General features: G+C 61.5%; 15 protein-coding genes. 9 read left to right on the forward strand and 6 right to left on the reverse strand.

Annotation, left to right across the window (positions count from 1 at the left end; genetic code table 11):
• The first annotated feature begins 633 nt into the window (after positions 1–633).
• Entirely contained in the window at positions 634–939 is a 306-nt protein-coding gene (locus tag GNZ13_RS04625) for a hypothetical protein (RefSeq protein WP_172160907.1), read from the forward strand.
• 284 nt (positions 940–1223) lie between these two features.
• Here GNZ13_RS04625 and folE read toward each other — a convergent pair whose 3' ends face one another.
• The gene (gene folE / locus GNZ13_RS04630; RefSeq protein ID WP_328807179.1) at positions 1224–1856 is read right to left on the reverse strand and encodes a GTP cyclohydrolase I FolE; all 633 of its coding nucleotides are present in this window, start codon (positions 1854–1856) and stop codon (positions 1224–1226) included.
• Between the two features lie 251 nt (positions 1857–2107).
• Here folE and GNZ13_RS04635 point away from each other — a divergent pair, with 251 nt between their 5' ends.
• From GNZ13_RS04635 to GNZ13_RS04655, 5 genes are all read left to right on the forward strand, one after another.
• Positions 2108–3109 (forward strand): NAD(P)H-dependent flavin oxidoreductase, encoded by a 1002-nt coding sequence (locus GNZ13_RS04635; RefSeq protein WP_172160911.1) that lies wholly within the window; start codon positions 2108–2110, stop codon positions 3107–3109.
• Positions 3110–3154: 45 nt separating this feature from the next.
• Entirely contained in the window at positions 3155–3547 is a 393-nt protein-coding gene (locus GNZ13_RS04640; protein ID WP_328807180.1) for a carboxymuconolactone decarboxylase family protein, read from the forward strand.
• Between the two features lie 90 nt (positions 3548–3637).
• Positions 3638–5551 (forward strand): AMP-binding protein, encoded by a 1914-nt coding sequence (locus GNZ13_RS04645; RefSeq protein ID WP_268959132.1) that lies wholly within the window; start codon positions 3638–3640, stop codon positions 5549–5551.
• Positions 5552–5577: 26 nt separating this feature from the next.
• Positions 5578–6789 (forward strand): acyl-CoA dehydrogenase family protein, encoded by a 1212-nt coding sequence (locus tag GNZ13_RS04650; protein ID WP_172160915.1) that lies wholly within the window; start codon positions 5578–5580, stop codon positions 6787–6789.
• Between the two features lie 77 nt (positions 6790–6866).
• On the forward strand, positions 6867–8027 hold the full coding sequence (locus tag GNZ13_RS04655; RefSeq protein WP_172160918.1) for an acyl-CoA dehydrogenase family protein: 1161 nt from the start codon (positions 6867–6869) through the stop codon (positions 8025–8027).
• A gap of 159 nt (positions 8028–8186) precedes the next feature.
• On the opposite strand, the gene GNZ13_RS04660 is transcribed toward GNZ13_RS04655, so the two are convergent.
• From GNZ13_RS04660 to GNZ13_RS04680, 5 genes are read right to left on the reverse strand one after another with little or no spacing between them, the layout of a single operon-like run.
• Complete coding sequence (locus GNZ13_RS04660; RefSeq protein ID WP_172160920.1) at positions 8187–8963, reverse strand: enoyl-CoA hydratase-related protein; 777 nt, start codon at positions 8961–8963, stop codon at positions 8187–8189.
• 42 nt (positions 8964–9005) lie between these two features.
• A complete protein-coding gene (locus tag GNZ13_RS04665; RefSeq protein WP_172160922.1) occupies positions 9006–9770 on the reverse strand; it encodes an SDR family oxidoreductase in 765 nt (254 codons plus the stop codon).
• Between the two features lie 43 nt (positions 9771–9813).
• Positions 9814–11067, reverse strand: coding sequence for a CaiB/BaiF CoA transferase family protein (locus GNZ13_RS04670; RefSeq protein WP_172160924.1), 1254 nt, complete (start codon positions 11065–11067; stop codon positions 9814–9816).
• A gap of 2 nt (positions 11068–11069) precedes the next feature.
• Complete coding sequence (locus tag GNZ13_RS04675) at positions 11070–11546, reverse strand: MaoC family dehydratase (RefSeq protein WP_172160926.1); 477 nt, start codon at positions 11544–11546, stop codon at positions 11070–11072.
• Positions 11547–11600: 54 nt separating this feature from the next.
• Positions 11601–12767, reverse strand: a complete 1167-nt coding sequence (locus GNZ13_RS04680; protein WP_172160928.1) for an acyl-CoA dehydrogenase family protein — start codon at positions 12765–12767, stop codon at positions 11601–11603.
• A 393-nt stretch (positions 12768–13160) separates the two neighbouring features.
• On the opposite strand from GNZ13_RS04680, the gene GNZ13_RS04685 reads away from it, so the two are divergent.
• The 3 genes from GNZ13_RS04685 (at position 13161) to GNZ13_RS04695 (ending at position 15621) form a co-directional block, all read left to right on the forward strand.
• Entirely contained in the window at positions 13161–13526 is a 366-nt protein-coding gene (locus tag GNZ13_RS04685) for a Zn-ribbon domain-containing OB-fold protein (RefSeq protein WP_172160930.1), read from the forward strand.
• Between the two features lie 60 nt (positions 13527–13586).
• Positions 13587–14738, forward strand: a complete 1152-nt coding sequence (locus GNZ13_RS04690) for a thiolase (protein WP_172160932.1) — start codon at positions 13587–13589, stop codon at positions 14736–14738.
• An 82-nt stretch (positions 14739–14820) separates the two neighbouring features.
• Positions 14821–15621, forward strand: a complete 801-nt coding sequence (locus GNZ13_RS04695) for an enoyl-CoA hydratase/isomerase family protein (RefSeq protein ID WP_172160934.1) — start codon at positions 14821–14823, stop codon at positions 15619–15621.
• The last annotated feature ends 12 nt before the right edge of the window (positions 15622–15633 follow it).

Genomic DNA, 15633 nt, shown 5'->3' on the forward strand with positions numbered 1-15633 from the left:
AAGATGCCGGAATAACCGGCCACGCCTGCCGCGATAGGCCGGGCGACGTTATTCGTGTGGTGAACAGCATGTGAAGCCTATGCATGGTGTCCGTTCGTCCCCGGAACCGGTAGTACGGTGCCGGGGATTTTTTATGTGCCAACGTGGTGCGAATATCGTTGCGCTGTCTCTGAGGGCGCGGCGTCCAGCATCGACGTGAGATGCATCCTGGTCCGCGCCGGAGCGGGGGCTGAGGTGGTTTTTGCGCGCGTGGCGGCACTCAAACAGGTAGTGAAAACACTGACGCGAATAATTGAACGGATAGTTGCATATCAGAACGTCCTCGCCTACGATGAACGTCAAGAGGTGCCTCATGAGCATCCACCAGGCCCCGCCCGATTGGAGACAAACGATGTATCTCCTGTATAGCGATTTATGCGGCTCGCTCGCCGATTACTCGCTTCATTCTGAAGCCCAGTGTGTCGACGCGGGGCCACCATGCGAAGACGTTTGCAAGGCGAGTCCCACAACCGCAGTCGCTGCACCCTCGCGATTGACCTCGCTGATTCGCAAGGTCAGCGTGCTTCGCTTGCGAAGCAGGCAACTCAATGGCGGCACGTTGAGTCCAGCAGAGACCCTCGGAGGAGAACACCCATGACTCGCCTTACACACAAATTTTCCAGTGACGAGCGGCGTGTGATGTTCCCGCTCCTACTCCTGTCTATCGTCGCGGCAGCCGTCTATCTGCTGATACGCGACTGGCGGATGGAGGAACTCGGCCGCTCGGCGATCTTCGACGTTGCCATGGCTTTCGTCGTGCTGGGCGGTGCGGCGTTCTTCGGTGTGATCAGTTGCCTCGTGCGACGCGGGCAGCGTGCTGAAGACAGCCAGAACGAGGGATATTGCTTTCTCGGTGCGCTGATCGGCGCAGCCGTATTCTTCATCGCGGTGCTCAGTTGAGCGCGGGACCATGACGCCGGAACTGGCGTAGAGGCTGCCGGAGTTGCTGGACCGACAGGCGATTCTCGACTGCATTCAGCGCTACTGCCGCGGTGTCGACCGGATGGATCGGCAGTTGACGCTGTCGGCCTATCGTCGCTGACGCGATCGACGAACACGGCACATTTGTTGGCAATCCAGATGAATTTGTCGACCTGGCTTCCGGATACCATCGTGAGCACCAGTTGGCGCGGCATCCCATGGTGTTTAATCACGGCGTCGACCCGTCAGGTCGACATCGTCATTCAGGTGTTGGGTAGCGGCGCCGTCGTGCTATTGCCAATGATCGACAGAAGCTCCCGGCGAGTCGACGGGTCTTCGCGAAACGCGCCGAGCATCCGGCTTGTCACCAACGAGGTTCCGGGCTTGTGTACGCCACGCGTGCTCATGCATTGATGCGCAGCCTCCAGAATCACGCCGACGCCTTTGGGCTGCAATACCGTGTCTAGCGCATCCGCGATCTGCACGGTCATCTTTTCCTGAATCTGTAACCGCTTCGCGTACGTATCGACGAGCCGTGCCAGCTTTGAAATACCCACCACCCGATGCTCTGGCAAATACGCGACATGGGCGCGTCCAATGATCGGCACCATGTGATGCTCACAATAGCTTTCGAAACGGATGTCCTTCAACACGACCATCTCGTCGTAGCCATCGACCTCGGAGAACGTCGTGGCCAGGATCTCCATGGGGTCCGAAAGATAACCCGAAAAAAACTCCGTATAGGCACGCGTGACTCGCCCAGGCGTTTGCAGGAGTCCTTCCCGCAATGGATCGTCCCCAGCCCATCTGATGAGTGTTCGAACTGCTTCTTCCGCTTCTGCCTGCGATGGCCTGGCAGAGACTGGCGGGTTGCCGATGTCGTCTCGCTTGTTCACTAAGCCTCCCTGAATCCGTGCGTGACCTGACGTTTCCCGGCGCGAGCCATGCTCCGCAGAGCAACAGCCAAGTTGAATCGCCATGTCACGGCCGGTCGCGTCATGGCGAGTGTTGGTAGGGTGATGAAAAGTGTATATAATTGTACATCGTTCGTAAATAGGAACGTTTGGGCGTGTGTTTCCTCGGCAGATTTTCTGTGCCCGATAGCAGTAGGCGTGCGAGGAAGAGATCGCTTCACGGAGGCTAGAGCATGAAGACACGCATCACTGAGCTACTGGGAATTCGCTATCCGATTGTGCAGGGCGGCATGATGTGGGTGGGGCGTGCCGAACTGGCATCGGCGGTATCGAATGCCGGCGCGCTCGGCACCATCACCGCGCTGACACAGCCGACGCCCGACGCCTTACGCGCCGAGATCAGGCGCGTAAGGTCGATGACAGGCGAACCCTTTGCCGTCAACCTGACTATCCTGCCGACCATCAAGCCGGTTCCGTATGACGAGTATGTGCAGGCCATTGTCGAGAGCGGGGTCAAAATCGTCGAGACGGCGGGACGCAATCCTGAGCCCTATATGCCTGCTTTCAAGGCCGCCGGTATCAAGGTGATCCACAAGTGCACGTCAGTGCGTCATGCCTTGAAAGCGGAAGCGATTGGCTGCGACGCAGTCAGCGTCGACGGTTTCGAATGTGCGGGACACCCTGGCGAAGACGACGTGCCGAACCTTGTCTTACTGCCGGCTGCGGCGGCGCAGCTTCACATTCCGATGCTCGCGTCGGGCGGCATTGCCGATGCGCGCGGGATGGTCGCGGCGCTCGCGCTCGGCGCGGACGGCATCAATATGGGCACGCGCTTCATGGCGACGCGCGAAGCCCCGATCCACGACAACGTCAAGCGCCAGTTGACGGAGCATGATGAACGCAAGACCGCGCTGATTTTCCGCTCGCTTAAGAATACGTCGCGCATTTTCCGTAACGCCGTGGCGGAACAGGTGCTCGAGCTGGAGAGCCAGCAGGGCACGACCTTCGCAGACCTGAAGCCGCTCGTGAGCGGCGAGCGCGGCAAGCGCGTCTACGAAACCGGCGACACCGACGATGGAACGTTTCCCGCGAGCCTGGCCATTGGCCTGATTCACGATATTCCGACCTGCGAGGAACTCGTGACCCGCATGGTTGCGCAGGCGCGCGATCTGATTCACTCGCGGCTTGCCGCGATGATGGACAAGGCTGGTAGCGAAACGGCGCGCGCAGCTTGAAGGGAGAGTTGAGTACAACTTTTGGTGACGAACAAGGAGCAGATCGTGTCAGAAAGTCGTGAGAAGGGACGTCAGGTGGTTCGTGAAATGTTGGGGGAGGAATTTCTGGGTGCAATGGATGCCGCCGCCGCATCCGGCGGCTTCGGTGCCGACGCGGCGTCGCTCGCCCTTGAAAATGCGTTTGGCGATGCATGGGCGCGGCCGGGCCTCGATCGCCGCTCGCGAAGCCTCGTCACGCTGGGCATGCTGATCGCACAACGTACGCCTTGGGAGTTCAGCAATCATGTCCGCATCGGACTTGCGAACGGTTTGACGGAGAAGGAACTGGAAGAGGTGGTCCTGCATGCCATTCCGTACGTCGGCTTTCCTGCAGTGAGCATCGCGCTTAAGGCTTGCAAGGATGTGCTGGGTGAACGGGTCGCGACTGTTCAGGAGTAGCGGGCATCAGGGGCGGCGCGACGAAGTTCGAAAATGGCGCATAGAGTAGTGAGCCCACGAGCAGGACAAGCTAACGACGGGATGGCGGAGATGAATGCAGGACGACCTTCACACGACCCTTGGATGGACATGCCATTTCGACCGCTCCGCCTTGGCGGGACAAAGGCAACCATTGAACAGCGTCCTGACGGGAGCGTGGTCTACGAGCTGGAGGAAGCACTGGAGCCCTATCCGACACGTCTGACTGAGCGGTTGGTGCATTGGGCCGCGCTCGCACCTGAGCGGCCACTGCTTGCGCGACGCTCAGCCGCTGGCGCCAGCTGGGAGTATTTGACGTACCGGCAGGCGCTCGACGGCGCACGGGCGCTGGGCGAGGCGTTGCTCGCCCGGGGTCTGTCGCCGGACAAGCCGCTGATGATCCTCTCGGATCGCGGTTTCGAACATGCGCTTCTCGCGCTGGCCGCGCTGCATGTCGGCGTGCCCTATGTCCCGGTTACGTCAGCGTATTCGTTGCTGTCCGAGGACTTCTCCAAGCTGAAACATCTCGCAGCGGTGTGCACGCCGGGCCTGGTGTTTGCGGACGATGGCGCGCTTTACGGCCGGGCGCTGCGCGAAGTGTTCGGCGAGGTCGAATGCCTGGTGAGCGGCACGCTGCCGGAAGGACGCGCCGCCTCACGCTTTTCCGACTGGCTTGCGACGCCCGTTACCGCTGCGGTCGATGAGGCGTTCGCCAACGTCGGCCCCGATACGGTGGGCAAGATCATGTTCACGTCCGGTACGACCGGAGCGCCGAAGGGCGTAATTTACTCGCAGCGTATGTTGTGCAGCAACCGGCAGCAGGTCGCACAGACCTTCGCCTTTCTTCAGGATGCACCACCCATGCTGGTCGACTGGCTTCCGTGGCATCACACCTTTGGCGGCACGCATAACTTCGGCATGGTGCTCTACGGCGGCGGGACGTACTACATGGATCCCGGCAAGCCCACTCCTGAGCAGATTGGTCCGACGGTTGAAGCATTGCGGGAAATCGCGCCGGTCATCTACCTGAATACGCCTCAAGGGCTGGCGGCGCTGATTCCGCATCTGCGCGCCGACGATGCGTTGCGGCGGAACTTCTTCAGCAAGCTGGCGTTGATCTACTACGGCGGCGCCAGTCTCCCGGAATACATCTGGGCCGCGTTCGACGAGCTTGCTGTGGAGACGATCGGCCAGCGCGTGCTGATCATGTCAGGGCTGGGCGGCACCGAAGCTGGCCCGACGCCGATGTCGGCAGCGTGGGACCCGAGGCGGGAAGCGATTGCCGGGCTTCCGGTGCCCGGCGTCAAGGTCAAGGTGGTACCGGTGGGCGCGAAGCTGGAGATTCGCTATGCAGGCGATTGTGTGACGCCAGGGTACTGGAAGGATCCTGAGCGGACCCGCGCGTCGTTTGATGAGGAGGGCTATTTCTGTTCAGGCGACGCCGGCACGTTCATCGATCCGCAGCATCCGGAGAAGGGCCTGCGCTTCGACGGTCGCCTCGCCGAAAACTTCAAACTGTCCTCTGGCACCTGGGTGAACGTGGCCGAACTGCGTCTCGCTGCCTTGAACGTGTTGTCACCGTACGCGCGTGACGTCGTGATCGCCGGTCATGATCGCGATTTTCTCACTGCACTGGTGTTTCCTGATCTGGAAGCGTGCCGCGCATTGTGTGACGACCTGTCTGACCCAACGCTGGACGCGGAGCAGATCGTCATCAGCGCGGGCGTGCGTGCGCATTTCCAGAACGGGCTCGATACGCTGGCGACACGTTCAGGCGGCAGCTCGAGCCGGATTGTGCGGATCGCGCTCGAAAGCGAGCCACCGACGCTCGACAACGGTGAATTGAGCGCAAAGGGGGCCATCAGTCAGGCCAACGTCCTCACGCGGAGGCGCGACGTGGTGGCTGAGCTGTATGAGGCCGTCCCGACGCCGCGCACGCTGGTGGCGCGAAGCGCACGCTCTGCGAGCGCGGCTAGCCAGTCCTGACGAACTGAACCACAGGAAGCCACACGATGGATTTTCACGTCGATCCCGCGGACAAAGCCTTCCGCAAAGAGGTGCAGGATTTTCTGAAGGCGCATTTGCCTTCTGATCTCGCCTGGCGCGGCCAGCAAGGCTTTCTAGCGGGTGACGACGATGCGTTGCGCTGGACCCGTATCCTGTACGAAACGCGCGGCTGGTCCGTGCCGCACTGGCCGGCCGACGTCGGCGGTACGGAATGGACTGCCGCCCAACGCTATATCTTTGAGGAAGAGTGTTATCTGGCGGGCGCACCTGCGCAGAATCAGGCGGGTGTGTCGCTGGTCGGGCCGGTGATCTGCGAATTCGGTAACGAAGAGCAGAAGCGTCGTTTCCTGCCGCCGATCCAGCGTGGCGAGGTGTTTTGGACCCAGGGCTTTTCCGAGCCCGGCTCGGGTTCCGACCTTGCATCGCTGCGCACGACGGCCGTTCGCGACGGCGATCACTACGTCGTCAACGGTCAGAAAATCTGGACCAGCTTTGGCGGCTACGGTCAGTGGAACTTCGTGCTGGTCCGCACCGATTCAGAGGCCAAGCCGCAGAAGGGCATTTCCTTTCTGCTCCTCGATATGAAGTCACCGGGCGTGACTGTCCGGCCGATTGCGACCCTCGACGGTTGCAACCAACTCGCCGAAGTGTTCTACGACAACGTGCGCGTGCCGGCGGAAAACCTGATCGGTGAAGAAAACAAGGGCTGGGGTTACACGAAGTTCCTGCTGTTCAATGAGCGCGCTTTCCTGGGCGCCGAAGCGCCGGCACTGAAGCGCTATCTGCGCAAGATTCGTCACTACGCGATGCGTGAGCGCGCAGGCGGCGTGCCTCAGATTGAAGATCTGACGTTCGCGGCGAGGCTCGCTCAATACGAACTCGAAGTGCTTGCCATCGACATGGCGGTGCAGAAAATCCTGCATCAGGGTCTGGACGAGCGTAGCGGCGGCATGGCCATCGGCTCGATGCTCAAGGTGCGTGGTTCCGAGTTGCATCAGAAGTTTGCTGAGATGCTGCTTGAAGTCATCGGCGATTACGGCGCGGTGTTCTATGCCGATCCGAACGAAGAACACGCGCTGCGGGGGCAAACCTTCGTGGGACCGGATTACGCGCCGGGTCTTGCTGCTGAAGTGTTCTACCGGCGCGCCTGCACGATCTATGGCGGTACGGCCGAAATCCAGCGCAACATCATCGCCAAGGGGCTGTTCGGGCTGTGACGGCTGACTGGATGCACTAGCGCGGGTGACTTTATCGGCGCGACATTACTTCTCTGGCTGGCAGGAAAGGACGCGGCATGAACTTTGATCTGAGCGGCGAACAGCAAATGTTGCAGGACAGCGTACAGCGCTTCGTGCAAAAGGACTATACGTTTAAGCATCGCCGCAAACTGGTGGCGCATGGAAACGGTTTTTCGCGCGACATGTGGCGCACATTTGGCGAGATGGGTTGGCTCGGCGTCGCGGTACCCGAAGCATTCGGTGGTCCCGGCTTTACGCCGGTGGAAAGCGCGCTCATCGCGGAGCAGCTTGGGCGTGCTCTGGTACTGGAGCCTTATGTCATGTGCGGCGTCTTCCCCACAGCGCTGGTGACCCGTAGCGCGAGCGGCAAACAACGCGACGCGTTGCTGGCAGAGATCATCTCGGGCGAAACGGTGATTGCCGTCGCGCACAGCGAGCGTGAAGCGAGAGGCGTCGTGTCGCATGTGGCCGCGACAGCACGGCTCATGGCGGATGGTGCATGGCGTCTCGATGGCCACAAGACCCTGGTGGTCGGCGCGCCGGCGGCGGATCGCCTGATCGTCGTTGCACGTGTCGCTGGCGGCGTGCGCGATGATTCCGGCCTCGCGCTCTTCATCGTCGATCCGCGTGCGCCTGGTGTGACACTTGAGCCGTATCGCCTGCTCGACGGCACACCTGCCGCCGATCTGCTCCTCGCCAACGTGAGCGTTGATGCAACAGCGGTATTGGGCACACCCGGTTCGGTGCTTGCGGGCCTGCAGGCAGCCGTCGACGAAGCCATCGTCGCGAGTTGTGCCGAGCTGGTAGGTGATATCGACGATACGGTCGACCTTACAGCGGAATACCTGAAGACGCGTAAGCAGTTCGGCGTTCCCATTGGCAGCTTTCAGGCACTGCAGCACCGGATTGCCGATATGGCAATCGATGCCATGCAGGCGAGGGCAACGTTGCATCGGGCGCTACGCGCGCTGACCGCGGATGGCGAAACGCGCAGTGTGGAGGTGTCGGGTTGCAAAGCCCAAACTATCCGGAGCGGGAAATTCGTCACCCAGCAGGGCATTCAACTGCACGGCGGTTATGGCATTACCGATGAGTACAAGGTCGGCCATCACTACCGGCGCATGCTGATCGTCGATGTCTTGTTCGGCAACATGGAGTATCACCTGAACCGATATGCCCGGCGGATTCAGGAGGAAGCACGCACCCTGGTTGCATAACCGCAAGGCTGAGGCGGTGTATGCCAATGTTTGACCGCCGTTGACGCCGGTCAAACACCACGCTGCACACGGCTGCCTGTCGCGCAGGCGTTCGGTTCCGGATCGGCCACGCATGAAGGCGGCGTCGCTGACCACCGCCCTCAATACGTCGAACAACCCTTACTTCACATATTTGCGAAACTCCGGCTTGCGCTTCTCACGGAACGCATTGCCGCCTTCCTTCGATTCGTCGGTGTCGTAGTAAAGCGCCAGCGCCTGCATCGCGAAAGCACCGATACCGCGGATGTTTTCGCTATCGATATTGAACGACCGCTTGGCAAGCGCGATGGCGGTCGGGCTCATCTGCAAGATCTCGTCACACCATTTCTTCGTTTCGGCATCGAGCTGGTCCGGCGGCACAGCCGCGTTGATCAAGCCCCATTCGAGCGCTTCTTTCGCGCTGTATTTGCGGCACAGATACCAGATCTCTCGCGCGCGCTTTTCGCCGATGATGCGTGCAAGGTACGCCGTGCCGAAGCCCGGGTCGACCGATCCGACCTTGGGGCCGACCTGGCCGAAAATCGCTGTGTCTGATGCGATAGCGAGGTCGCAGATCGTGACGAGCACATTGCCCCCACCGATCGCATAGCCGTTCACGCGTGCGATAACCGGTTTGGGAATGTCGCGAATAATGCTCTGCAGTTCTTCGATGGGCAGCCCGACCGTGCCGCGGCCGCCATAACCATCGCCGGACTGGTCGCCACCCGTGCAGAAGGCTTTTTCACCCGCGCCGGTCAACACGACGACGCCGATATCCTTGTTCCACCCCGCTTTGCCGAATGCCTTGATCAGTTCCTCGCAGGTATTGGCGTTGAACGCGTTGTAGACCTTCGGGCGGTTGAGGGTGATCGTCGCGACGCCGTTGGCTTCGCGATAGAGAATGTCCTGAAATTCCATGTGGATGTTCCGGTTGCGGGTTGAATAAGCGGAATGCGGCGGTCAGCCTGCCATCGTCAGACCGCCGGAGATGCTGATCACCTGACCGGTGATGAAAGCGGCATCGTCGCTGGAGAGGAAGGCGACCGTTCCGGCGATATCGCCCGGTTCGCCCATGCGCCCGAACGGCACGGCTTTCACCAGCGCGGCCTTGATGCGTTCGCCTTTTTCACCCTGCGCCAGGTTGTCGAGCAGCGCGGTGGCAGTGGGGCCGGGACATACGACGTTGATGGGAATCTGTTGCCTCGCCATTTCGCGCGCCATGGTCTTCGAAAAGGCGATGATGCCGCCCTTGCAGAACGAGTACACCGCCTCCATCGACGAACCGACGCGGCCCGCATCCGACGAGATATTCACGACCTTCCCGCGGCCGCGTTCAGCCATGCGTTTGAGGACGGCGTGATGCATATTGAGCGGGCCGTACAGATTGATGGCGACCACCTTGTCCCAGAACGGCTTCTCGGTCTGGAGGAAAAAGGCGCCCATGTCCCAGCCCGCGTTGTTGACGAGCATCTCGATCGGACCGAGTTCTGCTTCGACTTGCGCGACAGCCGAATTCACGCCTGCGTGGTCGGTGATGTCGACACGATACGCGCGAGCCTTGCCGCCGGCGGATTCGATCTCGGTCACCACCCGCCCGGCACTTTCGGTATTCAGGTCGAACAGCGCGACGATGGAGCCTTCTTCGCCAAAGCGTTTGCAGATGGCGGTGCCGATGCCGCCCGCACCACCCGTGACTACCACGACCTTGTTCTTCAGACCTTTCATTTTCGGATTCCTCGCAGGATGTAGCGGGGCGCTTCGGCGCCCGTCAAGCCTTGGTGATAGTTTCAGGAGTGGTTGTCGTTTCGACCGGCATGCGGCCACTCAGCTTTGCGGCCTCGCTTGGGGTATATCCGGCCTCAAGGAGGATTTCGATGCTGTGCTCGCCCAGGTTCGGCGGCAGGTAGCGCACATTGCCCGGCGACTCGGAGAAGTGCACAGGGATCGACGTCATGACCATGTCGCCTTCCGTCGGGTGCTCGTAGTGCTGGAAGAACCCCGTCGCCTTGATGTACTCGTCCTGCATCAGGTCGTTCAGCTCGCGCACCGGACCGTGCGGCACATCGGCCGCCGCGAAGATAGCGTTCCACTCGGCCGTGGTGCGGGTCCGGATTGCGTCGCTGACGACGCGGTATAGCTCGTTGATATTGCGCATGCGGTCAGCCATGCGGCCAAAGCGGGGGTCTTCGAGCAGATGGGCTGCGTCGATCGCGCATAGCACGCGCCGCCATTGATCGTTGTTGACCGCCAGCAGGCAGATATGGCCGTCCTTGGTCGCATAGGGCCGGCGGTGGGACGAGAACATCCGCGTATAACCGAGGCCCTTGCCGTCGGCCGACCCCAGCGCGCCTTCCCACAGATGTTCGAACAGGTTGAACTGCAGCATCGTTTCGAACATCGGCACTTGCACGCACTGGCCGAGACCCGTGCGTTCGCGGTGGTACAGCGCCATGCTCACTGACGAGGCCAGCACATAGCCGCAGAACTTGTCGACGATCACGGTGGGGAAATAACGCGGCGAGCCATCCGCATCACGATTCATGGCGGCGATGCCGGTTTCGCCCTGGATGACATCGTCGAAAGCGGGGCGATCCTTGTAGGGGCCGTCCGGACGGTAGCCCGGTCCCGACGCATAAATGATGCGTGGATTGCGTGCCTTGACGCTTTCGTAATCGATCCCGAGACGCTTCGCCGCGCTGGGCCGCATGCTGTGAATGAAGACGTCCGCGGTCTCGGCGAGGCGCAGCACTGCTTCTCGACACTCGGCCAGCTTCAGGTTCAGAGACACGCTCCGCTTGTTGCGGTTCATGATCGTGTAGAACACCGCCATATCGGGGTTGCGGCCAGGGCCGTTCTTGCGGTTCTGGTCGCCCTCCGGCGGCTCGATCTTGATGACGTCCGCGCCCATGTCGCCCAGCAACTGCGTGGCGACGGGCCCCAGCACATTAATTGTCAGATCGATCACGCGCACGCCGGTCAGCGGGCCAGTCGGCAGATCCAGAGGTTGCTGTGGGGTGTGCATGGTCAGGCCTTGTAATTTTTACCCTTCACCAGCCGCAGGGGGGTATAGACCATGACTTCCGAGCCGTTCTGCTTGAACACCCGGTTGCGCGTGCGCACCAGTCCCAGTCCTGGGCGTCCATTGCTGGCGCGGCATTCGATCACCTCGCATTCGGCATGAACCGTGTCGCCCACGAAGGTCGGACCCTTGATATCGAGTTCCATGTTCAGGAATGCAAAGCCCACGCCTTGCATCGTCGCCTGCGTGAGCAGTCCTTCGATAAACGTAAACACCAGTGCGCCCGGTGCAACGCGGCCTTTGATGGCGGATGTCTCCTTCAGAAATTCAGTGTTGGTGAACAGCACTTCGAGCATGCCCGTTACTGAAACGAAATTGACGACATCCGCTTCGGTCACCGTACGACCAACGGTCCTGAATCTGCGGCCGACGGGCAGATCTTCCCAATGAATCCCCAAGCCAACTGTTTCGATCTCTTCCATTTGCCTGTCCTCTTTCTCTCGTTGTCGCGCGCCGTTAGGGTCAGGACGCGTGGTTCAGTTTTTCTTGACGCGTCCGAGGACGCTGTCCGCGACGATGTTTCGCTGGATTTGGTTGGTTCCCTCGATGATCTGAACCACCTTGGCGTCGCGGAAATAGCGGTTGATCGGGTATTCGTTCGAGATCCCCGCTGCACCGAACAACTGCACGGCGTCGGTGGCGACTTTCATCGCGACGTCGGAGGCGAACAGCTTCGCCATCGCCGCCATCGGGGCCAGCTCGCGCCCGGTCACGCCGGCGTCCACCAGAGATGCCGTGCGATAAACGAGCTGGCGCGCGGCCTCGGTCTGCGTGACCATGTCGGCCACCATCCAGCGCACGCCCTGGAAGTTGCTGATGGTTTGCCCGAACGCGACGCGGTCCTGAATGAAACGGATGGTGTGATCGATCGCGCCCTGCGCGATGCCCACCGCGCGTGCCGCCACGATCGGACGGCTGGTGTTGAGCGCTTCCATCGCCACCTTGAAGCCTTGCCCGCCTTCGGGGCCGAGCCGGTTGTCGGCGCTGATAATGGCGTCGTCGAAGAAGAGCGGGCAGGAAGCGACACCGCGCGCGCCCATCTTGTCTTCCTCGCGGCCGATCGTGAGGCCGGGTGTCTCGCGATCGACGATGAACAGGTTGATGCCGAGAGGCTTGCCCTCTTCATCGAGCGTTTTCGCCGCTACCAGCATGAAATCGGCGATGTGCGAATTGGTGCACCAGATCTTCGAGCCGTTCAGCACGTAGCCGTCCTGGTGGTGGCGGCGTGCGGTGGTGCGGATGCCCGAGACGTCCGAGCCGCTCTGCGATTCGGTGATGGAAAGTGCGCCACGCAGTTCGCCTGACGCAAGCCCAGGCAGCAGGCGCGCCTTCTGCTCTTCGGTGCCGCCTTCCAGAATCGCGCCGAACGGCGTCCATTGAACGACCAGCAGATAACCCGTGTTGTAGCAAACCCGCCCGAATTCCTCGACAGCGATGCAGGCGGACATCACGCTGCCGGCGCCGCCGTACGCTTCGGGAAACGGCAGCGTGAAAAGGCCCAGTTCCTTGAGCAACGCATACATGTCGTGCGGATACTCGGCGCTGCGGTCGATTGCGTCCGCGCGCGGCGCGACCCGTTCCGTTGCGACGCGCCGTATCAGATCGCGGATCTGAATCTGATCGTCTGTCAGTTGATAAGTCACGTTGTAAGTCTCTTACGAATGGCGCGAGGCCCGACACGTAAAAAGCTTTCGAAGGCGCGTATTGATGCAACGCGCGCTCAAGCCGTTTCCCGGATGCTAGTTGCTTCAAAATACTGAACAATGTTCGATAACGTAAACGATGACCTGGGGCTCGTCAAGCGCGATATCGAACGGGCAGGGGTTTGCCCGTAGTGCGTCGCGGGCGCGGTTCAGTTGTAGTGAGAGCCTTGTCAGGCGGCGCGCCAGGGCCGTTCGCCGAGATTGACATGACGGTTTCAGCGTGTTTAGAATGTGGAACATCGTTCGGATATTTGATTTTTTGCGATTGAAAACTGGTGTGACGGCTGGGTTCGGCATCAAGGCCCGTGGCGGAATTCATTGGAGGAGCGGGAAATGGAGTCTGTTTGTCCCGAAGTCGACTATCAGAGGTTTCTGGCCGAAGGCCGCTTGATGATCCAACGCAGTCGCAGCAGCGGCCGTCACGTGTTCTATCCACGGGTGGCCGAGCCGGTCACGGGCGCGCTCGATCTCGAATGGATCGAAGCCTGCGGACGCGGCACGGTTTACTCGACCACGGTGGTGAGGCAGAAGGCACCCACGCCGAGTTACAACGTCGCGCTGATCGACCTCGACGAAGGGGTGCGGATGATCAGTTGCGTCGAAGGGGTCGAGCCGGATGCGGTGCGCATTGGCATGCCCGTTCAGGCGAAGATCGTATATAGGAACGACGCGCCGCTGCTCGTCTTCGAGCCAGCCTAAGGGCAGCTAACCGGCAGCATGCGCGCAAGGCAGCGGCTGCATCGACGAGAGACAGATCGCATGGAATTCAACTTACGTGGACGTACCGCGCTGGTGGCAGGCACGACATTCGGAATCGGCGAGGCGCCGGGGATGTCGTCGCTGGATCTGGCGGCGCGGGCATCGGTCGATGCGCTGGCGCAGGTCGGAATGTCGCCCGGCGATGTCGAAGGCCTGTTCGTCTGCACGCCCGACGACATGTTGTCGGGCCTGACATTCGCTGAGTATCTCGGCATCCACCCCAGGTTCACCGACAACAACCGCAGCGGCGGCTCGGCATTCGAAATCTACGCGCACACGGCCGCTATGGCACTGGTCACCGGCCAGATCGACGTCGCGCTGATTGCTTATGGCAGCAATCAGCGCAGCGCGTCGGGCAACCTGGTGCAATCATCCCGCCCTTCGCCGTGGGAGAGCCCCTATAAGCCGATGAACCCTGTGTCGTCGTATGCGCTCGCCGCAGCCCGCCATATGCACCAGTACGGCACAACCCGCAGGGATCTTGCCGAGGTGGCGGTCGCAGCGCGCAAGTGGGCCCAACTCAACCCTGAAGCCTTCGTGCGTACCCCGTTGTCGGTCGACGATGTGCTAGGCGCGCGCCTCGTATCCGACCCGCTTTCCGTGCGCGACTGTTGCCTCGTAACCGATGGCGCGGCGGCGGTCGTGATGGTGCGCGCCGAACGGGCGCGCGACCTGACTGACAAGCCGGTGTATCTGCTGGGCGCAGCTTCAGCCACATCGCATCGCGAGATCGCGAACATGCCCGACCTGACCGTGACGGCGGCCAAAGAATCAGGGCGACGCGCCTATGAGATGGCGGGCGTCAGCGCCAGCGAGATCGATGTCGCGATGCTGTACGACGCATTTACGATCAACACGATTCTCTTCCTCGAGGATCTTGGCTTTTGTCCGAAGGGCGAGGGCGGCCGTTTCGTCTCCGATGGTGGGATCGCGCCTGGCGGCCGTCTGGCGGTCAACACGAACGGCGGTGGCTTGTCATGCGTGCATCCAGGCATGTACGGCTTGTTTCTGATCGAAGAAGCGCTGCGGCAGCTGACAGGTCGTGCTGGAGAGCGCCAGGTGCCGGGCGCGCGGCTTGCCGTCGCGCATGGCAATGGCGGCGTATTGTCGAGTCAGGCTACCGTGATTCTCGGCACCGAAGAAACGTTGTGACCGGCGCCAGCGGGCCCGTGCCCTGCGCCATGGAGTCAGCAGCGCACCGACCCAGCAGTCCGGGTCAACAGGAGACAGACAGATGAGCGAACAGGTCACCGGCGACGCGACACAGATCGTGCAGGTCCAGCATGACGGGGCGATCGCAATCGTCACCCTGAACTACCCCGAACGGCGCAACGCGTTTTCGCTGAAAATGCGCGAGACGTTGTACGACCGTCTGCATCACCTGATGCACCAAGATGAGGGGTGCCGGGCGATCGTGCTGACAGGTGCCGGCAACACGTTCTGCGCGGGCGGCGACATCTCGGAGATGAAGCCGCGCAAGGTGCTCGAATACCGTGAGCGCAACCAGCTGCCGCTCGAGATCTTCAAGCTGATGGTGTCAGGGCCGAAGGCCATCGTCGCGGCGGTCGAGGGTTTTGCGTTTGGCGCGGGCCTTTCGCTCGCCGCCGCATGCGACATGGTGGTCAGCTCATCAGCAGCGCGCTATTCGAGCGCGTTCGTCAAGGTCGGATTGATGCCGGATACAGGCCTTTACTGGTCTCTCGCGCAACGCATCGGCGGCGGACGGGCGCGCGAGCTGATGCTGAGCGCCCGCGAATTCAACGGCACGGAAGCCTTGCAGATCGGCTTCGCCAATCAGGTCGTCGAGCCCGGGCAGACGCTTGGTGCGGCGCTGGACGTCGCCCGCCTGTATGCCGCGCTGCCGGCGGTGGCCACGGCGCATCTCAAGGCGGCGCTGGCGACCGGTATCCGCACGCTCGACGAAGCGATCGAAACCGAGGTCAATCTGCAGCCCATCCTGCGCCGTAGCCGTGAACATCGCGAGGCCGTCAGCGCCTTCATGGAAAAGCGCAAACCGGTATTCGTGGCCGACTAGGGGACGCACATC

This window comes from Paraburkholderia elongata (assembly GCF_013177735.1).
GTDB classification, from domain to species: domain Bacteria; phylum Pseudomonadota; class Gammaproteobacteria; order Burkholderiales; family Burkholderiaceae; genus Paraburkholderia; species Paraburkholderia elongata.